This is a genomic window from Bacteroides xylanisolvens, from assembly GCF_018289135.1.
Lineage (GTDB): Bacteria > Bacteroidota > Bacteroidia > Bacteroidales > Bacteroidaceae > Bacteroides > Bacteroides xylanisolvens.
The window spans coordinates 2,368,807-2,391,564 of sequence record NZ_CP072216.1 but is presented as its reverse complement, the minus strand read 5'-3'; the positions used below and the strand labels follow the sequence as shown (position 1 = coordinate 2,391,564).

Sequence of the window (22,758 nt, the reverse complement as noted above, 5' to 3'; positions counted from 1 at the left end):
CAAATTTTAATTTTATATTTTATGAAAAACTCAATAAAGCATACGAATAAAATATTATCGGTGTTATTTGCTTTTTTATTTATTTCCCTAAATATTCAAGCAGATGATATCAGTTCTAAAGAAATTAAAGTTTCTGGTATAGTACAGGATCAAACTGGGGTAGAATTGCCCGGAGTTTCAATTTCTGTAAAAGGAGTAGATAAAGGTACCATTACCAATGCGTCCGGTGAATTCTCAATAATGGTTTCTCCTGACGCTACTCTTATTGTTTCTTTTGTAGGAATGGAAACAAAAGAAATTGCAGTCAAAGGGCGTAGAAATATTGTCATTGTTTTGAAAGAGAGTTCTGTATTGCTTGATGAAGTTGTAGCTATAGGCTATGGAAAACAATCAAGGGTATTAATAACCAATTCTATTTCTAAGATAAATAAGGAAGAATTCCAGAAGGCACCCGGACAGAATCCATTATTACAGTTACAAGGAAAAGTGCCTGGTCTGTCTTTACAGATTTCTAGTGGGCAGCCTGGAGCTGATCCTCAATTATTTATTCGTGGAGGAAGTTCAACTTCGCCGGAAAGTGATACGCCTTTAATAATTATTGATGGTATAATATCACAAGGTTTTAGAAATATATCAGATATGAATCCGGCAGATATAGAATCTATAGAGGTCTTGAAAGATGCTGCTTCTACTGCTATCTATGGTTCCAGAGCGGCCAATGGTATTATTCTTGTCAAGACTAAATCCGGTCAGAAAGGGAAGCCTGTTGTAAGTCTGCGATACACATACGGAGTGGAACAACAACCTCAGCGAATCCCATTATTGAATGCACGGGATTATATAACATTATCTCGTTCGAATATAGCCAAATTTAATCAGGCAGACTTGACTTATAATGGAAAAGAAGATCAGGCTAAATTTTTGAGCGGTTCATTTGGTATGTCAACCGGAAATCCTAGAAATTCAAAGAATACGCTTGAGTTTTTGGATGTTTATCTTCAAAAGTATGGTCAAGGTTACGTCAGTAACTTGTTGGAAAACGAAGGATGGCAGACAATGGCAGATCCTGTTACAGGTAAACAACTTATTTTTCAGGATAATGACTTTCAGAAAGCCACCTTTACAACTGGGCAGAAGCATGAAATAGATTTGAGCATTAGTGGAGGGACGGAAGCTATTAACTATTATGTAGGATTAAGATATTTGAATCAGGATGGTATTCTTCGAGGTACGAATTATAAGAATTACAGCGTTTTGTTTAATGGAAACTATAAATTGAGTGAAGCATGGAGTCTGTCTACTAAAGCTAGTTTGCAGGTGAGAGATGCTGTAGGAGGTGGAAATACAGTTAATACCATATCACGAAGCATATTGACTCCACCAACTTACCGCTTGTATTATGAAGATGGAACTCCGGCTCCGGGTGAAGGAATTTCTTCTTTCAGAAGCAGATTGCATGAAATTTATTATAAGACTAACTATGATGATACCAATGTATATAGGACAACTTTCCAATTAGGTGCAATTTGGAATATTCTGCCTGGCTTGATATTAAAGCCTACAGCCTATTATTTCGGTACGGAAGGTATAGAAAATTATTTTCAGGCAGATAATGAAACAACCGGAAATACAATTCGTCCGGCTTCTGCCAAACATAATTTTGACAGGCATTTGCAGGGAGATTTAGTGCTCTCGTATGATAAGAAAGTGAAAGATCATAATATTGGAGTCGTAGCAGGTGCCAGCTATACTCATGATTATAGTTATAGGCTTTCTGCAAGTGGCAGTGGTTCTTCCATAGATTTAATTCCGACATTAAATGCAACGGCAGATAGTACTCAGCGGGCAAGTTCGACTAAAACAATGGAAGCCACTTTGAGTTATTTCGGACGTGTAAATTATGATTATAATGGCAAATATCTTTTCTCTATCAGTATGCGTGCCGATGGTTCTTCGCGATTTGCGGAAGATAATAAATGGGGATTTTTCCCGGGAGTATCTGCTGGGTGGAATATGCATCGGGAAAACTTCTATAAACCATTGGAAGCTATCGTTAGTCGTTGGAAATGGCGTGCTAGTTGGGGGCGCACAGGTAACAACAATTTGAGTGTGGCTAATTCGAGAGGAGAATATAAGATTACAGATACCAACTATCAGGGCTCTGTCGGTATATTAAATACAACATTGAAAAATTCGCAGTTGCGTTGGGAAACAACAGAATCCTATGACATCGGGGTTGATTTGGGCTTTTTCAATAATAGATTAGGACTGTTAATCGACTATTACAACAAACTGACATTTGACAGATTGTATGATGAACCTTTATGGAGTTCTACCGGATTTAGTTCCATTAAGAGTAACTATGGATCTGTAAGAAATTCCGGAGTAGAGATTGAGTTGAATGCTACTCCTATTCAAACTAAAGATTTCTCATGGGATTTAGGGTTGACATTTGCTTATAACAAAGGAGTGGTAGTAGACTTACCGGATAATGGAGAAGAAAAGCATCGTGTAGGAGGAAACTTTGTTTATGATCCTGCAACTGGAGGGACAAAAAAAGTGGGTGGTATTGCCGAAGGTGAGAGATTTGGCGGAAGATGGGCTTTTCATTACTTGGGAACATATCAGACTGAAGAAGAAGCGGCCAAGGCACCTAATGACCCGAACGCACAAGGAAGAAAGAAACATGCGGGAGATGCAATATTTGAAGATGTAAATAATGATGGACAATTGGACTCTAAAGACATGATTTTCATGGGATATGTTCGTCCCGATAAAGTCGGAGGAATTATTAATACATTGAAATACAAAGGACTAACTGTACGAATCGTTATGGACTGGGCTATGGGGCATGTAATAGACAATGGCTTCAAAGGACAGATAATGGGTAGCTCACGTAATAATAATAATGCCATCAAAGAGGCAATGACCAATTCTTGGCAGAGTGCGAATGATGGGAGCAAATATCCTAAATATACTGTTCAGAGCGACTATGATTATCAATATAGAAATCATATGAGATGGGATAATCAGATCGGGAGCTCTGCAAGTGGTAGTACTAATAATAGCTTGTATTTTAGCAAGGGAGATTACCTGGCATTCAGGGAAGTGTCTTTAAGTTATATGTTGCCATTATCTTGGATTAGAAAGATGAAACTCAGTGCTGTGGAAGTTTTTGCAGGAGCGTATAATATTGGTTATATAAAAAAATATGATGGCATGTTCCCTGAAATATATACTGGTGTTGACTATGGTATTTATCCGAGACCCAGACAATATAACATGGGAGTAAAAATTAATTTCTAATTAAATAAGACTCATAATTATGAAACAATTTAAATCAATACTATTAGGCATTTCTTTATTCTTGTTACATTCGTGTAACTTACTGGATGTAGATACTGTTTCAAGCATTACCGGAGATGGATACTGGAATACAAAAGGCGATGTAGAAAGTTATATGATCGGTATTTATACCAAATTGCGCGATACATCGAATTCTACTCTTCATTTTGAAGACAGAGGAGATGCCTTTACAACAGGGCTGGAAGGTGGCCCTTCTAATTTATGGGCGCAAAACCTCACATCGCAAAATGGTTATAGCTGGTCGAGCTATTACTCTGTAATACAACATTGTAATATGTTACTGAAGTATACTCCCGGAATAGATTTTGGTGTAGAGGCTGATAAAAACAGATTATTGGCAGAGGCGTATTGTATCAGAGGGTATATGTATTTCTGTATTGCCCGGATATGGGGGGATGCCCCTTTGGAACTGGAACCGACAGAAAGTTCAAATAAGCCTAAGTTAGCAAGAGAACCCGCGGAGGAAGTTTTGGCACGTGCTCTAAGTGATGTAAATACGGCAATTGATCTTTTTCCGGAAGAAAGTTATGCAAATGGAAAAGGAAGGGCATCGAAGCCGGCATGCTATGCATTGAAAGCCGATATTTTGCTATGGAAAGCAAAAGTGATGAATGGATCGGAACAAGATTTGAAAGATGTCATAACTTATGCGGATTTGGCAAGTAAAGGACTTTCACTGGAAGATAACTTTGCAGATATTTATGGAACTAAATATGGGAAAGAAGTGATATGGACTATCCATTTCGAAATTTATGAAAAGGAAGCTCAGTATAGTCAGAGTCTGAAGCCAAGAGATGTTTTTGTAGAAAAGGCGGTCAATAAGGATGAAATTCCTTATGCTAAAGGAGGAGCTCGCAGCACTTATGCACCAAGTCCGTTTTTGATAGGTCTTTTTAATGCTAATCCGGCAGATATCAGAACCAAAGACTCTTATATCACTGCAAAGGATGCGGACGGAAATGAAATAGGGACTTTTGATAATAAGATGAAGGGAACAAAAACAGAAGGAGATCGCACCTATGACTCAGATATAGTTATATATCGGCTTGCAGAGATGTATTTATTTAAAGCAGAAGCCTATGCGGCGTTAAATCAAACGCCACAGGCTATTATTGAACTGAATAGAGTCAGAGACCGTGCCAAGATTGGAACTTATAGTGGAAGTACCAATAAAATAGCAGTGGAGAAAGAAATTCTGAACGAGCGTGCAAGAGAGTTATATCTTGAGAGAAAAAGATGGCCCGATCTTCTTAGATTTCATTATGGTGGAACGATTGATGTTTATCAGGAGGTCCCGAACTTAAAGAAAAAAGTCGATGATAATATTATCATTCCATTATATCTTGCAATCCCATTGAGCGATATAAATATCAATCCTAATTTAAAACAAACTCAAGGATATGAAAACCTATAAGATTATTACATGCGTATTTCTTTTTACAAGTATGTTTACACAGGCTTGTCAAAAAGATGATGAGACACAAGGAAATCCAACTCCTGTTCCACCGGAAGAAGAAGTGCCTTCGTCCGAATTCAACTATATTTATAATCAAGGGACGGATGGTTTTGAAGTCTATCGAATACCTGCTATTGTTAAAAGTAAAAGCAATACTTTATTAGCTTTTGCTGAAGCTAGAAAAGCTCGAAGTAATGGAGATAGCGGAGATATAGATCTTGTAGTCAAACGTTCGTCGGATAATGGAAAAACATGGAGTAAACAGATTACGATATGGAATGATGGACAAAACACTTGTGGAAATCCCGTACCTATTGTTGACGACAGAGGTAGAATACATCTGCTTATGACTTGGAATTTCCAGACTGATAAATGGGGGGCAATAACCAATGGTACCGGAGAAGACAGCCGACGTCCGTACTATACATATTCTGATGATGACGGCATTACTTGGGCGCAACCAGTTGAAATAACTTCTTCTGTAAAAAAAGAAAAATGGGATTGGTATGCTACCGGTCCGTGCCATGGTATTCAGATTCAAAAGGGAATACATAAAGGAAGATTAGTTGCTCCAAACTATTTTACAACTCGGGAGAGTGGAAAGGTCACGAGTTATTCTCATATCATTTATTCTGATGATTACGGAAAAACATGGAAACCAGGAGAACCTACTCCTGTCGGTGGTGTTGGAGAATGTTCTGTAGCCGAGATAGGAGAGGGAACGTTAATGTTGAATATGAGAGCAGATGAAGGCTTTTATCGGAAAAGTTGTACTAGCATAGATGGAGGACTTACTTGGTCTTCACCTCAAATTAGCATTGATCAAATAGACTGTAAGTGTCAGGGTAGTATATTATCAATAGGAGGAGCTGTTTTTCTTTCGAATGCTGCTTCCGCTACGGAACGTATTAATATGACTATCAAAAAAAGTACGGATAATGGGAAGAACTGGAAGGGACAATATACAGTTTATGAAGGTAACTCTGGTTACTCTGATATAGTTGAGCTCTCTGATTCACAGATTGCTATTATCTATGAGGGAGGAGAAAAACGATATACGGATGGACTGGCATTTAAAGTTGTTAGCATAAAATCAATACAATGAATTTAATACATTACTGATATGAAAAGAAAAACTATATATTTATTACAGTGTATTGTTGTGATATTGTTATTGGCTTGTTCTGAAGATGATTTGCAGTCCTTGCAAGCTGCTTTTGAATCAGATCTTCAGGAAGTCACAATCGGAGAAAGTATTACTTTCAAAGACATATCTACTGGTGAACCTTCTAAATGGAATTGGCGGTTCGAAGGTGGAGAACCAGAAACCTCAATCTTATTTAGTCCCAATGTTGTATATAATAAGCCTGGAGTTTATTCGGTTACCTTGTCTGTCGGACGCGGAGAAGAAGCAAACGAAATGGTGAAGGAACAATATATTACTGTTAACTATCCGTCGCAGATAACTGTTGACTTCTCTGCAGATAAAACTACTGCTACAAATGAAGATGTTATTTCTTTTAAAGATTTGTCCAAAGGCTATCCGAATGAGTGGTTATGGAGTTTCACACCTAAAGAAGGTGGAGCAGTTATCACTTCAACAGAACAAAATCCACAAATGACACTTTCTCCGGGAATCTATACTATTAAATTGACAGCTAAGAATCCCAAAGCGTCTTCGGACAAAGTAAGAGAGGATTATATTACTGTTATTGATAAAAATGCGATTGCCGCTGATTTTGGTGCACAATGCCGGAATACTTATGCCGGGGGATATATTAACTTCTTGGATAAGACATTAGGAACGGTTGAAGAATGGGAATGGACATTTGAAGGAGGTACTCCAGCCAGTTCTGTAGAACAAAATCCTGTAGTGCAATATAATAATCCAGGAAAATACAAAGTGACGTTGAAAGCTAAAAACTCAGTAAATAGCTCTACGAAAGAGAAAGAAGGTTATGTATATGTTGTTTCTGCAGAAAAGTTAGTATTGTATTTGCCATTCGATGGTGATAATAAAGATGCAGGTCCAAATCAATTGAATCCTGAGGAACTTACGGCAGGAGCTGGTTCCAGTGTATATAATTCTCAGGCGCGCTTTTCCGGAGAAAGTGCTGAATGTCGATTTGCAGCACACTTCCAAGGCGACAAGCAAAATTATTCAATTTTGTCTATTCCTGAAGAAGGATTGAAGAATCATTATACGGATAGTGAATTTACAGTTGCATTTTGGGTGAAGGTTTCAAATATGACAGCTAAGAATGCAGTCTTTCATCAAGGTGTGGGACCTGGTGCTACTTATACCGATCCTGTGCCCAGACAAAGTTGGTTTAGACTTGATACCAGTGGTAAAACTGTTGTTTTCTGTGTAGAATACAAGGGAAAAGCAGGAAACTGGGCTGAATATGAAGGTAAACGAATGGATGACGGTGAGTGGCATCACTATGTATGTATTTATAAGAAAGTGGATGGAAAAAGAGATAGTTATTTGTATATAGATGGGCAGAAAGTTATTGAAAAGAAAGGGGTTGTTGACAAGGTGGTAGATAATTGGCCATACTATATTGGTTGTAACTATCGATTTACTAATGGAGAATTTGCACCTGAGAACTTCTTGAATGGTTATCTGGATGATTTTATTTTGTATAACAGAATATTGTCAGAAGAAGAAATACAAGATTTATACAATAACTAAAAACTAATTGTGGAACTTCTCTTTTAATCAGTAAAAGAGAAGTTCCACATTCAATTAATATCAGAATATGAAAAAACTTTTTCTATTGATTTTCATGCTTGTAAATTGCATTGGTTTATATGCACAACAGGTAATGGAGACAAGTGAAGCATACAAGAAGGCGGATGAATTATTAAAGAAGCTGACAATTGAGGAAAAAGCGCTCATGGTCAGGGGCTATAATAAGTTTTTTATCAAAGGTTTTGAAGAAAAAGGAATACTTCCTGTTTATTTGTCGGATGCGACACAAGGGGTTAATATCCGGAATAATTTGCCTGATCCTAACGTTGTAAAGCAACTGGAACGTTCAACAGCTTTTCCTTCTCCCATTTTGCTAGCCTCAACATTTTCACCGGAGTTATCTTACCAATATGCTAAAGCTATTGGAGAAGAATGTAGAGCTGGAGGAATTGAGGTTTTGTTAGGTCCCGGATTAAATATCTATCGACAGTCTCAATGTGCCAGAAATTTTGAATATTTTGGAGAAGATCCCTATTTGGTATCTCAAATGGTCAGTCAATATGTGACCGGACTTCAAAGTACGGGTACAGCGGCATGTTTAAAGCATTTCTACGGGAATAATACTGAATTTTATCGTAAACGGAGTAATTCCATTATCGGAGAACGTGCTATGAATGAAATCTATTTGCCGGGTTTTAAAGCTGGGATAGATGCAGGAGCTATGTCTGTAATGACTTCTTATAATCAGATCGATGGCGAATGGGCAGGACAAAGTTCGTATGTAATAAAGAAGATTCTTAGAGAAAAGCTGGGATTTAAATGGTTGGTTATGAGTGACTGGAATTCTGTGTGGGATTTGGAAAAGGTTATTAAATCAGGTCAAAATCTGGAAATGCCGGGTTCATATAATTTTGGAGTATCAGTATTGGATTTATATCATGAAAAGAAAATAACAGAGAAGGATTTAGACGATATGATACGGCCCACTTTGGCTACTTGTGTTGCCATGGGATTTTATAGCAGGCCTAAGTATGACACGACTTTGTTAAGTAAATATCCTGAACATGAGCAAACTGCGAGGCGAGTTGCAGAAGAAGGTGTGATATTACTTAAAAACAGGAATGAAATTTTACCGCTTGATCCTACGAAAAATAGAAAAATATTATTAACCGGTAAATTTGTATATGAAATACCTCGTGGCTATGGTGCGGCAGAAGTGATAGGGTATAATAATGTAAGTCTGATTGATGCTTTGCAGAAAGTCTTTGGGCGAACTGTATATTATATTGAAAAGCCTACTGTGGCAGAGATAAAAGAGGCTGATGTTGTTTTATTGAGCATGGGTACACGGGATAAAGAAGCCGTAGAACGTCCGTTTGCTTTACCTAGGGAAGACGAATCATTTATGCGCTATATCACTAAAAATAATCCTAACACTATTGCTATTATCAATACTGGGTCTGCGATTGATATGTCAGCATGGAACGAACAATTAGCAGCTTTGATTTATGGTTGGTATGGAGGACAATCTGGATTTGAAGCACTTACTGATATTATTATCGGAAAAGTAAATCCATCAGGAAAATTACCGATGACTATAGAAAGGTCATTTAAAGATTCACCGGCATGGGGATATTTGCCACAAGGGGCATCACTCTATAATGAACTTAAAAATGAGCATCTTATTAATGTGTATGATGTCAATTATAAGGAAGATGTATTAGTTGGATATAGGTGGTATGATACAAAGAAGATAGAACCGCTTTATCCTTTTGGATATGGACTATCCTATACAACATTTGCTTTGACAAAACCGCGATTATCATCTAACAAGATGAATGATAAACAGACTATAAAATGTTCTGTTACTCTTACGAATACAGGTAAGTGTGAAGGAGCTGAGGTGGTACAATTATATATCAAAGAGAACCAGCCAAGTGTATTACGTCCAGAAAAAGAACTAAAACGATTTGAGAAAGTATCCTTGAAACCTGGGGAAAATCGAATTTTGGAATTTATAATAACTTCCAAGGATTTAGCTTTTTGGGATGATCAGACACATAGTTGGAAGACAAATACTGGACAATATACAATTTTTCTAGGAACATCTTCCAGGCATATTAATCAAACTCTTTCTTTTATAAAAGAATAGGAATACTTTTAGGGCTGCTTTGTGGATGTCGATGATAGAATTTGCCTTTAAGCATAAGTTAATAAAACTACAGTCTGATAATTATTTAGATTGTAGTTTTTTTGATAATATCTCATTCATTCATTTATTATTTAATGGTGGAGTTGTCTTATTTATTTGGCCAATTCTGTATATTTGCAGACATATACTACAATATCATGAAAATTATATTTATTAATACACTTCGTGTCCTGATGATTCTCGTGATTATTATTTCATGTGGAGTTGCCTATGTAGTATACGAAGATACATTGGCTGCCTGGTGGATACCTGTTAGAGTGGCACTTATAATAGTGATAGCAACAATTCCTTTCTATAAAGGATGGATTTGGCTGACAACAATGGATGATAAAGTTATTAATTGTTGTTGCCATTTGGTTTGTGTCGGTGCTATCAGTTGTGTATTGTTTCTTGGGGGGAATTATTGGTTCGCCGATTCTGCTTCCACGCATGAAGAGAAAGTCATGGTACAGAAAAAATATATAGAAACACATAAGAAAACCCGTAGAGTCGGCAGACATCGTTATGTGTCGGATGGCGTTCGTAAAGAATATTATTTGCAGGTAGCTTTTGAAAATGGGAATGTAGAAACATTGCATGTATCTCCTTCTACTTATAATAAAACAAAGACAGGTCGGCCGAAGATTCTGACTTTGCAAAAGGGCTTATTTGGGTTGCCTGTAATTACCAAAGGACTTTAATGAAAGTCACACCACCTTTAGAATGGGTTATATATCCTTTAAAAGCGATATTCTTCTTTTCTTTTATTTTTCATCTTGCTAATTTTGCATTTAGTCTACAAATGGGACACGTTCGTCTCATTTGAAAAATTAGTGCTGATCTCTGCCTTATCTTCGTGACGAAATAAAAACGGAATAAAATCATGAAGATGAATAAAACTAGATTATTAGAGAAAATATCTATTCAGTCGGGTGTCTCTTTAGATGAGTGTGGGACAGTGCTCAAAACTTTTGAAAAAGTTCTAAGTGAAGAACTTTCCCGGAAAATATATCGTTATGGCGGATGGATCCTATTATTGACCGCTTTATTTGTGTCTGTAACAGTATTCAGCCAGACAACAGGACGGAAAGGACGTCCGGTGCAGACCATCCGTGGGATTGTTATAGATGGAGACTCGAAGTTTCCGATACCGTATGCAACAGTAAAGCTATCTGAAAAAGAGGGGGCGGGTACGATAACAGACAGTCTTGGTCGTTTCAGTATACCGCAGGTTCCTGTCGGGCGACATACCGTAGAAGCTGCGTTTATGGGATATGAACCGGGCATTTTCAGAGAAATACTGGTGACCTCCGCCAAGGAAATATATTTGGAAATACCTTTGAAAGAAAGCGTGAACGAATTAAACGAAGTAATAATTCGTGCGCGGACGAACAAGGAAGAAGCAATGAATAAGATGGCTACTACCGGAGCACGTATGTTGAGTGTAGAAGAAGCGAGCCGTTATGCAGGTGGATTTGATGATCCCGCACGTTTGGTTTCTGCTTTTGCCGGAGTAGCTCCCAGCGTTTCTTCCAATGGAATTTCTATTCATGGCAATGCCCCACATCTGTTGCAATGGAGACTGGAGGATGTCGAAATTCCTAATCCGAATCATTTTGCGGACATCGCTACGTTGGGTGGAGGAATCCTTTCCTCTCTAAGTTCACAAGTGCTTGGAAACTCTGATTTTTTCACCGGAGCATTTCCTGCCGAATATGGAAATGCTGTATCCGGAGTCTTTGACATGAAATTGCGTAACGGCAACAACCAAAAGAACGAAAATACCATTCAGGTGGGAATTATGGGAATCGACGTCGCTTCCGAAGGCCCTTTGAGCAAGAAACATAAAGCATCGTATATTTTCAATTACCGTTATTCTACAACCGGACTTCTGAATCTTGAAGGAGGAACGATGGATTATCAGGACCTGAACCTCAAACTCAACTTTCCAACACAGAAAGCCGGAACGTTCTCTGTTTGGGGAACGAGCCTGATTGATAAGTTCACCAGTGATTTTGAGAAGAACACAGAGAAATGGGATTATTGGGGCGACCGCAGTGAATCAAGAGACAAGCAATATATGGCAGCCGGAGGTGTCAGCCATCGTTATTTCTTTAATAATGACGCATCGTTGAAGACCACGATAGCCGCTACCTATTCGCAACTCGACGGAGGAGCAACCTTGTTCAACCATTCGATGGAGTCTACTCCTTATATGGATCTTGATTCAAAATATACCAACCTGATATTTACCACTACCTTTAATCGTAAATTCAGTAACCGTTTTACGAACAAGACAGGATTCACCTATACCAATATGTTCTACAAAATGGATCTTTCCATTGCTCCTTATGAAGCCGAACCACTGGAAATTGTATCTCAAGGAAAAGGTAATACAAGTCTGATTTCAGCCTACAATAGTTCATCGGTGGGATTAACAGAGCGTTGGACCCTTAATGCAGGAATCTATGGACAGCTTCTGACTCTGAACAATAAATGGTCTGTAGAACCACGGGTTGGCTTGAAGTGGCAAGCTACTCCAAAAACAACCTTTGCGTTGGCTTATGGAATGTACAGTCGTATGGAAAAGATGGATGTATATTTTGTTAAAACGAAAAGTACAGGCAATCAATCCGTCAATAAAGATCTTGATTTTACAAAAGCACAGCACATTATGTTATCATTCGGTTACAAGATTTCTGATCGCATGAATCTGAAGATAGAACCATATATCCAGTTTTTGCATGATGTCCCAGTAATGGCGGATAGTTCTTACTCCGTACTTAACCGTTCTGATTTTTATGTGGAAGATGCGTTGGTTAATAAAGGAAGAGGACGCAATGTGGGAATAGACATTACCTTCGAACGTTTTTTGGAGAAAGGACTTTATTATATGATTTCGGGTTCTTGGTTTGATTCCCGTTACCGGGGTGGGGACGGTGTGTGGTATAACACGAAGTTTAACCGTAATTATGTGATAAACGGACTCATCGGTAAAGAATGGATGCTGGGAAGAAATAAACAGAATATACTTAGTGTCAACCTGAAACTAACCTTGCAAGGTGGTGATCGATATTCTCCGATTGACTTGGAGGCAACGATGAATCATCCGGATAAAGAAGTGCAATATGACGAAACGAAAGCTTTCTCAAAACAATATTCTCCTATGTTGATTGGTAATTATACTGTCAGTTATCGTATCAACAAGAGAAAAGTATCACATGAATTTGCAGTGAAAGGACTTAACTTTACGGGTGCTAAAGAACATTACGGGCATGAATATAATGTGAAAACTGGAAGAATAGATGTCAGCGACAATTCTACGATATTGACGAATGTGAGTTATAAGCTTGAATTTTAGAGATACGGTATAGAGTCTAACCGGAAAAATGTTTTATCTTCGTCCCCAATAAAGCGTATGACAACTGAAACACTTGCAACAGGTAGTGAATCTACCTTTTTATATCGATTTCTCGTTAGTCCGGACTTACGATGGATGCGGTATTTGGTACTTATCCTGGTGCTGGGGACGATCTCTTTCAATCAGGTCTTTATTATCTTTTTGGATTATAAGGATATATTGGGCGGATGGATTTACACATTTACCTTTCTTTACCTGCTCACTTATGTAGCGGTTATCTACTTGAATCTTTTCCAACTCTTTCCGAAATATTTGTTGAAGAGACATTATCTGACCTATTTGTCATTACTTTCTGCTGCGATGATCGTAGCTCTGTTGATACAGATGTCAATAGAATACATGGCATATTCCTATTGGCCGGAACTCCATGCGCGAGGTTCTTATTTTTCGATGCACATGGTAGTGGACTATATTTCTTCTTTTATGTTATCTACGCTGTGTATGATAGGAGGTACGATGACAGTTCTCCTGAAGGAGTGGATGATTAATAACCGGCGTGTTTCACAAATGGAGAAAGCCCATGTCGTTTCTGAAGTGGAACGGTTAAAAGAACAGATTAGCCCTGAACTTCTTTTTAAAACATTGCACCAATCGGGAGAATTAACGTTGAGTGAGTCGGAAACAGCCTCAAAGATGTTGATGAAGTTAAGCCAACTTCTCCGCTATCAGTTGTATGACTGCAATAGGGCCAAAGTCTTGCTTAGTAGCGAAATTACATTTCTTACTAATTACCTGACATTGGAACAGACCTCCCGACCACAATTTTACTATGAATTTACTTCCGAAGGCGAAGTGAATAGAATGTTGGTACCACCTTTGCTTTTCATCCCTTTTGTACAATATATAGTCAAAGCAATAGACGAGCAACAGATACAGCCTCCTGTTTCATTGAAAACTCATTTGAAAGCGGAAAAGGGTACGATTATTTTCGCTTGCGCTTGTCCTGAAGTAAATCTCTTGTCGTCCGATAAAGGGCTGGAAAGAATCAGACAAAGATTGGATATTTTGTATGGAAGCCGTTACAGATTGTCATTGGCTGTCGGCAGTATATGGCTGGAACTGAAAGGAGGTGAGTCATGAGTAGGGATACCAATCATGGTAATGACTTCAATAAAAATACCACTGACAGAAATATGAATGATAAAAGTGTCACTGCATTTCTATTGAGTCCCCGTTATCGGATATACAGGCATTTGCTGCTGCAATTGGTTGTTGTTTTGATAACAATCAATGTCCTTTGGTATGAGCCTTTACAAACAGTCTCTTTTGGGAGGCGACTGGGCGGATGTCTGGCATATTTTGCTTCTATGAATATGGTGATATATATAAACCTGTATGTATTGGTTCCTTATTTCCTGTTGAAGAATCGTTGGGGTAGTTATGTGTTGATGGCAGTCATTACAAATATAGCAGTCATTACTTTTCTTTCAGTTACCCAAGGTTTGCTTTTTGAAGTGATTCTGCCCGGAAAAGATCCCAATGGTTTTGCCACTTTTATCAATGCTTTTTCGGGCATACTGACCATTGGCTTTGTCATGGCAGGCTCTGCAGCTATCTCATTGTTCATGCATTGGCTACGCTATAACCTGCGTATTGATGAACTGGAATCCACGACTTTACAATCGGAACTGAAGTTTCTTAAAAATCAGATTAATCCGCATTTTCTTTTTAATATGCTGAATAATGCCAATGTCCTGATAAAGAGAAATCCGGAAGAAGCATCCAAAGTACTTTTCAAATTAGAAGATTTACTGCGCTATCAGATAAATGACAGCTCGCGAGAAAGAGTTTCGTTAGCATCGGATATTCATTTCTTAAATGATTATCTGAATCTGGAAAAGATCCGTCGTGATAATTTTCAGTTTACGATGGAGGAACATGGAGAGACAGATTCCATTTGGATTCAGCCGTTATTGTTTATTCCTTTTGTGGAGAATGCGGTAAAGCATAGTTTTGACAGCGAGCATCCTTCGTATGTGCACGTTTCTTTTAAAGTTGATAATGATAGATTAGAGTTTCGATGCGAGAATTCCACACCGGAAGTTGCCGTTAGTAAAGGGAAAGTCGGAGGGATAGGACTTGTGAATATTCAACGCAGATTGGGGCTGTTGTATCCCGGTCGGTATGAACTGAAGCAGATAGAGAATGAAAATAAATATACTGTAATTTTAAGTATAACATTATGAATTGTATTATTGTAGACGATGAACCATTGGCACGTGAAGCCATGAAGCTATTGATAGAAGAATCGAATAACCTTCAATTAATCGGGAGTTTTAATAGTGCGTCCACTGCTTCCGATTTCATGGAGCAACATGTGGCTGATTTGGTTTTTCTTGACATTCAGATGCCAGGGATTACAGGAATTGAGTTTGCACGTACGATTTCAAAGAAAACACTGGTCATTTTTACCACAGCCTACACAGAGTATGCACTGGACAGTTACGAAGTGGATGCGATAGATTATTTGATTAAGCCTGTTGAAGCGGAGCGTTTTCAAAAAGCTGTGGATAAGGCTTTGTCTTACCATTCTTTGTTACTGAAAGAAGAGAAAGAAGCCATCGAAACGGTGGTTACTGCCGACTATTTTTTTGTGAAAGCAGAACGCCGGTATTTCAAAGTCAACTTCTCCGATATTCTCTTCATTGAAGGATTGAAAGATTACGTTATAATCCAACTTAGCGATCAACGTATTATCACCCGTATGAGTTTGAAAGCCATATTCGATTTGTTACCCAAATCAACTTTTCTGCGGGTGAATAAGTCATATATTGTCAATACCGGTCACATCGAATCATTTGACAATAATGATATATTCATAAAATCGTATGAAATAGCTATCGGTAATAGTTACCGCGACGATTTCTTTGAGGGGTTTGTGATGAAACAAAGAGTGTGAGATCGTGATGTAGTATTATTCAATGTTTCTGCATTTTTTCAATTTGAAATATAAATAAGAAGATAAAGTGAAGTGCGAATATATGCAAATATGTTTATTCTTATCATTTGGCATATATAAACAGCCCTCTATCCATCTTCTAAAGACGAATAGAGGGCAGTTGCCATGACGAGAAAAAAGTCGAAGTCTATTGCTTTGCTTCGTTATTTTGTTTCAGAAGAAATTCATCAATTGCTTTTTTAAGCTGGTCTTTAGGCATAGCTCCCTGCATGATTCTCGGTTCCTCTTTCATCGGAATCATCAATAGGGTAGGGATGCTGCGGATACCGAATGCTGCTGCCAGATCTTGTTCTTTGTCCACATCAATCTGGTAGATATCTACTTTGCCGCTATATTCTTTGCTAAGTTCTTCCAGAATCGGGTGCATCACTTTGCAGGGACCGCACCAGGTAGCATAGAAATCTACGATGGCAGGACGGCTGCCTTCAAATTTCCAATCGTTCGGATTGGCTTCATAGTTATATACCTTCTTTAAAAAATCTGCTTTATTTAATGCTACTACTTCCATTTTATTGTCCTCCTTTGTTGGTTCATTGCTTTTTTTATTTTCTCCGCTGTTTCCCGCGCAAGCCGTGGCTGCCAGTGTCAAGACGAAGACACTTAATAAGCTTTTTATCCGTTTCATATATTATCTTTCTTTTTGTTTTTATCTGATGCAAAGATAGGCGATATAAAGGGACCATAAAATAGCAATTTGACAGAAACTCTTGGCAAAACTTCCCTCGGATAGTTATTGAACACTAAAATTTGTCTATTAATCTTTGGAAGATATAAAAATAAGCACTACTTTTGCTGCGATAAAATGAGTATTCACCCTTTAAAATTGATGGAAAGGGTATTAATTATGTTGGAGTTATAATATTTTCAAATTAGGACTAAGTTGTCTCGTCGGGAGGATGAGGCTTTGCAACTTATTATTTTTTATATTGAACTGATGGTTCTTACATTGACCGCAATTCTACTAACAGGCGGCAATGGTTGATTAGTCCTGCAATCACATTTATTATTTTTAAAATTAATCACTTCAATGCGGTGGGAGGGTATTTTATATCCGTATCCTAAGCATTGGTATCACGTGTATTGCATCGTCGTTTGCCGGTGAGGCTGACAGGGAATGTTGTATGCGAATGAAAAAAGAGTATGGGAATACGATTAAAAGATTTAAGTAAACTGGGATACCGGGATAATGTTGCCCGCAGTCTGGTAGTGGACATTGTGAGCAAACATTGCAAATATAACACGAAGGAACAGATTGAAATGACATTGAGCGATATACTCGAGCATCCCGAATCTTACAAAAACAATGAAATATGGAATAAGCTGGCCGAACGCCTTTCGCCGACTATAGTAGCGAAAGAGTTTATAGCTTATGATTTACTGGATGGGCCGTTGATGTATAAAACCTATGGAGGTAAATTTATCGAGACGCTTGCCAAACAACAGATGAACCTGGCTATGCGCTTGCCCGTAACAGTGGGCGGAGCATTGATGCCTGACGCTCATGCCGGATACGGATTACCTATCGGTGGAGTGCTTGCTACGGATAATGCGGTGATTCCGTATGCCGTAGGAGTTGATATCGGCTGCCGGATGAGTCTGACAGTATTCGATGCCGGAGCAGATTTTCTGAAACGGTATGCCTATCAGATGAAAGAAGCCTTGAAAGATTTCACCCATTTCGGTATGGATGGCGGATTGGGTTTTGAGCAGGAACATGAAGTGTTGGATAGGGAGGAATTCCGTCTGACGCCTTTATTGAGGGATTTGCATGGAAAGGCCGTCCGTCAACTGGGGAGTTCCGGTGGTGGCAATCATTTTGTAGAGTTCGGCGAGATCACTTTGCAAGAAAAAAACGTACTGAATCTTCCGGAAGGAAGTTACCTGGCATTGCTGTCACATTCCGGTTCACGAGGATTGGGGGCTGCTATTGCAAAACATTACAGTCTGCTGGCACGTGAAGTGTGCAGGCTTCCTCGTGAAGCACAACATTTTGCTTGGTTGGATTTGAACACGGAAGAGGGACAGGAGTATTGGATGAGTATGAATCTGGCAGGTGATTATGCCCGTGCCTGTCATGAACGGATTCATTTGAATTTGGCGAAAGCCTTGGGGTTGAAGCCTCTCGCTAATGTCAATAATCATCATAACTTCGCTTGGAAAGAGGAAATAACACCGGGACGTATGGCGATCGTCCATCGTAAAGGGGCTACTCCGGCGCAAAAGGGACAAGCGGGATTGATTCCCGGAAGTATGGCCACCCCGGGTTATCTGGTGTGTGGCAAAGGGGTGGAAGATGCGTTGAATTCGGCTTCTCATGGAGCCGGCAGGGCAATGTCCCGCCAAAAGGCAAAAGATAGTTTTACGCAATCGGCTTTGAAGAAGTTACTGTCGCAAGCAGGAGTAACTTTGATTGGTGGGAGCGTGGAAGAAATGCCGCTGGCATACAAGGACATTGACAGAGTGATGTATACGCAGGAGACACTAGTGGAAGTGCAAGGCAAATTTATGCCTCGCATTGTACGAATGAATAAGGAATGATGCGATGAAAGAAAAAGTCTATTTACAAATTACTTCCGGCAGAGGACCTGCGGAATGTTGCCGGGTAGTGGCTTTAGTGCTGTTTAGCTGTGCAAAAAAGAATAAGTATTTAATTAAAAAAAAAGAAGAAGATGATATCAGAGAAATATGGTCGTACCTATCACTATCCGTTCTCTCCCGGAACGACTAGTGATGACCGAATTAATCATACGTATTGGGAAGATATCCAACGGATTAAGACATTGGTGCATACCGAGAAGTTGGATGGAGAGAATAATTGTTTGAGTCAGTGGGGTGTCTTTGCCCGTTCGCATGCGGCTCCCACCACTTCACCCTGGACGAGGCAACTGCGGGAACGTTGGGAATTGATAAAGAATGATTTGGGCGATATAGAAATCTTTGGAGAAAATCTATACGCCATACATTCTATTGAATATCAACGGTTAGAAACGCATTTTTATATCTTTGCGGTTCGTTGCATGGATCAATGGTTGTCATGGGAAGAAGTGAAGTTTTATGCAGCTTTATTTGACTTGCCTACGGTTCCGGAGTTGAAGATAGAACCTGTTTCCGGTTTAACGCCGGAGCTTTTAAAACAGGAAATCATCGATATGTCACAAGACCCGTCTGTTTTCGGTTCATGTGATCCGTGGACGAAAGTGGCTTGTACTCGTGAAGGAGTAGTCAGCCGCAATATCGAGGAATATCCGGTAAGCGAATTTGCGCATCATGTGTTTAAGTATGTGCGAAAAGGACACGTCAAAACAGATGAGCATTGGACGCGTAATTGGAAACGTGCCCCGCTTGTCTGGGAATTGAGTAATGAAAAGGAGAATAATGATGAATTGGAAATTGATAGAAGATAAATCGTGGTGCTCACTCGAACAGCAGTTCGAGTGGGTACGAGAAATGAATGTCGTCCCGCAGGATACTCGTTATCATGCGGAGGGAAGTGTGGCCGAGCATACCCGTATGGTGTTGGAAGCATTGCAGCAGTCTTCTGCTTATCAGACTCTCTGCACCTTGGAGAAAGAAATTATTTGGACATCTGCATTGTTACATGATGTTGAAAAACGTTCGACTTCCGTGGATGAAGGAGAGGGGCGGGTATCTGCTAAAGGGCACGCCAGAAAAGGAGAGTACACTGCCCGTACTATTTTATACCGGGATTGTCCTGCTCCGTTCCATATTCGGGAGCAGATTGCGTCTTTAGTCCGGTATCACGGATTGCCTGTTTGGCTGATGGAGAAGTCGGATTCTGTAAAGAAACTCTGTGAAGCTTCTTTACGGGTAGATACTTCATTACTGAAAATGTTGGCTGAAGCTGACGTCAGAGGACGTATTTGTGAAGATAAGAATGGGTTGTTGGAAGCTGTGGAACTGTTTGAGATTTTCTGCCGTGAACAAGATTGTTGGAGTAAACCGAGAGAGTTTGCCACAGATTATGCACGCTTTCATTACTTCCATGCAGAAGGCAGTTATATTGATTATATCCCTCACGAACAGTTTAAATGTGAAGTGACGATGTTGTCAGGACTTCCGGGAATGGGGAAAGACTATTATATTCAGTCTGCTGGCATGGATATGCCGGTGGTGAGCTTGGATGCCATTCGTCGCAAGTACAAATTGAGTCCCACGGATAAGTCGGCGAATGGACGGGTAGTGCAAATGGCGAAGGAAGAAGCCAGAACGTATCTTCGCAAAGGACAGGATTTTGTTTGGAATGCTACTAACATAACTCGTCAGATGCGTGCCCAACTGATTGATCTGTTTGTTGATTATGGTGCAAAAGTGAAGATAGTCTATCTGGAACAGCCATATCACACTTGGCGTCAACAAAATAAAAGCAGGGAATATGCACTTCCTGAATCTGTATTGGATAAGATGTTGGATAAACTGGAGGTTCCTCAACTGACGGAAGCGCATGAAGTGGTATATCATGTGGTATAAGTAACTTATAGAACTTATACAAATAATGACCGAATAGTTTCAAAATATGTTTCAAGCCTTGAAACAGTTCGTTTCTCGGTGTGAAACACTTTGTTTCAATGCTTGAAACGCTTTGTTTCCCGGTGTGAAACACTTTGTCCCAAGTAATGAAACAAAGTGGAACTACTGTTAACCGGAAATTTTCCAATGAGTAATTACGAGGCAGGTTGAAAGTAACCGTTTACCCTCCCACCTGTAACCATGATGAATAAGCGGTTTGAGCTAATAGGGAGAGGGTGTGAGGGTAAAGACATCGTAAACTTATTAGAGATATCTTTGGGGTAATCAACTGAAAATATAAACAATAATTCCGGTAATCGCCACATACACCAACGCATAAGGAATAGCCGCTTTCAGTATTTCACCTTCTTTTCCCTGTTGGTTTCCCGCAGAAGTAGCAATGGCAATACTTTGCGGAGAGATAATCTTACCACCTGTAGCACCTACTGTATTTGCAGCGGACAGCCAATCCGGGCTGACATGAATTTGCCCTGCAACACTTGCTTGCAACTTTCCGAAAAGGATATTGGAAGAGGTGTCGCTTCCGGTGATAAACGTTCCCAGACAACCGATGACCGGAGCAAACAGTGGATACAAACTTCCCGTAGCCGTAGCCAGTGCCGTGGCAATCACAGCAATCATTCCGGCACTATCCATAATTGTGGATAATCCCACAAGGCAGATCACGGTGATGAATGTTTTCTTTAATTGCTTCACTGTATTCCAAAGAACGATGAACAGGTCTTTTACTTTAGCTCCTTGAATTAATCCACCGATAAAAGTTCCGATGAAAAGCAATACCCCGGCATGAGTTAGCCAGGAAATGGTATAATTGACGGTGGAAGCATTGATGGGCAAACTGATTCGGGTTATCCAGTTATTCTCTAATGTATGACGCAATTCCGGGAAGAGGGGACTGGTCAGGATGATTAAAAATAGAATCAGCAAATAGATGCTCCATGCATTCAGTATATCTTTTGTTCTCAGATGGCTTTTCCGTGCTTTCTCTTCTTTAGAGGCAGTCAGTTTTCCATAAAGAACAATCACGATAATCGAAAGAATACTGCCGATAATGGCCGGAGATTCAGCACCCATGTACTTGGCAGCCAGATATTGGCTGACTAAAGAAACTCCGCCTACTAATAAGGCAAGAAATATATTTTTGGGAAGCGATTTAAGTTTGGAGTCAGTAAGGAAAAGCAAAACTAGCGGAATCAGGAACATCAAAACGGATAACTGCAATACGACATTCGTGCTAAGATGCAATACATCCAAATTCGTTTCTTTGGCTAGTACCAATACCGGAGTTCCGATCGCTCCGAAAGCTGTGGCTACACTGTTGGCAATCAAACTTACGGTTGCCGAAAAGATAGGCTTAAATCCCAGACTGATAAGAATGGCTGCCGGAATGGCAACTGCTGTCCCGAAGCCGGCCATCGCTTCCAGTAGTCCCCCGAATCCCCAAGTCAGTAATAACACCTGAATACTTTTATCGGTAGAAATAGAAGCGAATTGCTGTTTGATAATCTCCATCTTTTTTGTTTTCAACAATACGTTATAACTGAAAATAGCCATCAGGATAATGATTAAGATAGGAGAGACGGCTTTTAACACCCCATATAAAAAGGAGTAAAACAGATTGTCTACTGAAAAAGCGAAGCCGAAAATAGCAATCAGCATCGTCACGATCAGAGAAATGATACTACTTTTGTCACCCGGCATTTTAAAGAATGCCATTAATATAATCAACAGTAACACCGGAATAATAGCAAGGATCAAGGTCATAATTATCAGATTTAAAAAGTGGAACGTCGTTTATTATTGATATAACAAACAAACGTCCCACTTTGGTCGGGTGAATAAAAAGATTTTTCTGTTTATTTCATTTTCACGCTAAGAATTTGTTGTAATTGTTTTAAGTTGGCCAGCGCAGCTTCGTTACCTAGCTTTGCTGCCTTTCGGATAGCTGTTGGCTACCTGATACATTTCGTTCAGACTAAGGTATTTCGGATTTTCCCTGATAATGATGCGGCCTTGTTCAACATCGAAGTTGACAACGGTATAGGTTTTATTAAAAATGATAAGCGATAAACAGAAAAGCGGGGAAGTTTGTTGTCGCAACCTGCAAAAAAAGCTCCCTAAA

15 protein-coding genes are annotated in these 22,758 nt (G+C 39.4%); 13 read left to right on the top strand and 2 right to left on the bottom strand.

The window, feature by feature from the left end; translation table 11 throughout:
- Positions 1-21 precede the first annotated feature (21 nt).
- The 10 genes from INE92_RS10300 (at position 22) to INE92_RS10255 (ending at position 16,028) form a co-directional block, all read left to right on the top strand.
- Positions 22-3,306 carry a SusC/RagA family TonB-linked outer membrane protein gene (locus INE92_RS10300; RefSeq protein WP_055235336.1) on the top strand — a complete coding sequence of 1,095 codons (3,285 nt, stop codon included), beginning with the start codon at positions 22-24 and terminating at the stop codon, positions 3,304-3,306.
- Positions 3,307-3,325: 19 nt separating this feature from the next.
- Complete coding sequence (locus tag INE92_RS10295) at positions 3,326-4,780, top strand: RagB/SusD family nutrient uptake outer membrane protein (protein ID WP_008025671.1); 1,455 nt, start codon at positions 3,326-3,328, stop codon at positions 4,778-4,780.
- Positions 4,767-5,927 carry a sialidase family protein gene (locus tag INE92_RS10290; RefSeq protein ID WP_008644733.1) on the top strand — a complete coding sequence of 387 codons (1,161 nt, stop codon included), beginning with the start codon at positions 4,767-4,769 and terminating at the stop codon, positions 5,925-5,927. The genes INE92_RS10295 and INE92_RS10290 overlap by 14 nt, the downstream gene beginning before the upstream one ends.
- Before the next feature lie 18 nt (positions 5,928-5,945).
- Positions 5,946-7,517, top strand: coding sequence for a PKD domain-containing protein (locus INE92_RS10285; RefSeq protein WP_004314818.1), 1,572 nt, complete (start codon positions 5,946-5,948; stop codon positions 7,515-7,517).
- A 67-nt stretch (positions 7,518-7,584) separates the two neighbouring features.
- Positions 7,585-9,669, top strand: a complete 2,085-nt coding sequence (locus tag INE92_RS10280) for a beta-glucosidase (RefSeq protein WP_055235335.1) — start codon at positions 7,585-7,587, stop codon at positions 9,667-9,669.
- 197 nt (positions 9,670-9,866) lie between these two features.
- Complete coding sequence (locus INE92_RS10275) at positions 9,867-10,409, top strand: hypothetical protein (protein ID WP_032842243.1); 543 nt, start codon at positions 9,867-9,869, stop codon at positions 10,407-10,409.
- A gap of 182 nt (positions 10,410-10,591) precedes the next feature.
- Entirely contained in the window at positions 10,592-13,069 is a 2,478-nt protein-coding gene (locus INE92_RS10270; RefSeq protein ID WP_015532951.1) for a TonB-dependent receptor, read from the top strand.
- A 57-nt stretch (positions 13,070-13,126) separates the two neighbouring features.
- Positions 13,127-14,209, top strand: a complete 1,083-nt coding sequence (locus INE92_RS10265) for a sensor histidine kinase (RefSeq protein WP_195436012.1) — start codon at positions 13,127-13,129, stop codon at positions 14,207-14,209.
- A complete protein-coding gene (locus INE92_RS10260) occupies positions 14,206-15,315 on the top strand; it encodes a sensor histidine kinase (RefSeq protein ID WP_008644740.1) in 1,110 nt (369 codons plus the stop codon). The genes INE92_RS10265 and INE92_RS10260 overlap by 4 nt, the downstream gene beginning before the upstream one ends.
- Complete coding sequence (locus tag INE92_RS10255) at positions 15,312-16,028, top strand: LytR/AlgR family response regulator transcription factor (RefSeq protein WP_015532949.1); 717 nt, start codon at positions 15,312-15,314, stop codon at positions 16,026-16,028. Before INE92_RS10260 ends, INE92_RS10255 begins: the two co-directional genes overlap by 4 nt.
- A gap of 187 nt (positions 16,029-16,215) precedes the next feature.
- On the opposite strand, the gene trxA is transcribed toward INE92_RS10255, so the two are convergent.
- A complete protein-coding gene (gene trxA / locus INE92_RS10250) occupies positions 16,216-16,713 on the bottom strand; it encodes a thioredoxin (RefSeq protein WP_008025658.1) in 498 nt (165 codons plus the stop codon).
- 515 nt (positions 16,714-17,228) lie between these two features.
- On the opposite strand from trxA, the gene INE92_RS10245 reads away from it, so the two are divergent.
- The 3 genes from INE92_RS10245 to INE92_RS10230 all read left to right on the top strand — a co-directional run bounded on the left by INE92_RS10245 (position 17,229) and on the right by INE92_RS10230 (position 20,576).
- A complete protein-coding gene (locus INE92_RS10245) occupies positions 17,229-18,626 on the top strand; it encodes an RtcB family protein (protein WP_015532948.1) in 1,398 nt (465 codons plus the stop codon).
- A 131-nt stretch (positions 18,627-18,757) separates the two neighbouring features.
- On the top strand, positions 18,758-19,492 hold the full coding sequence (locus tag INE92_RS10235; protein WP_008019617.1) for an RNA ligase family protein: 735 nt from the start codon (positions 18,758-18,760) through the stop codon (positions 19,490-19,492).
- Entirely contained in the window at positions 19,467-20,576 is a 1,110-nt protein-coding gene (locus tag INE92_RS10230) for an AAA family ATPase (RefSeq protein WP_009039895.1), read from the top strand. Before INE92_RS10235 ends, INE92_RS10230 begins: the two co-directional genes overlap by 26 nt.
- A gap of 324 nt (positions 20,577-20,900) precedes the next feature.
- Here INE92_RS10230 and INE92_RS10225 read toward each other — a convergent pair whose 3' ends face one another.
- Positions 20,901-22,400 carry an L-lactate permease gene (locus INE92_RS10225; RefSeq protein WP_195436010.1) on the bottom strand — a complete coding sequence of 500 codons (1,500 nt, stop codon included), beginning with the start codon at positions 22,398-22,400 and terminating at the stop codon, positions 20,901-20,903.
- Between the last annotated feature and the right edge of the window lie 358 nt (positions 22,401-22,758).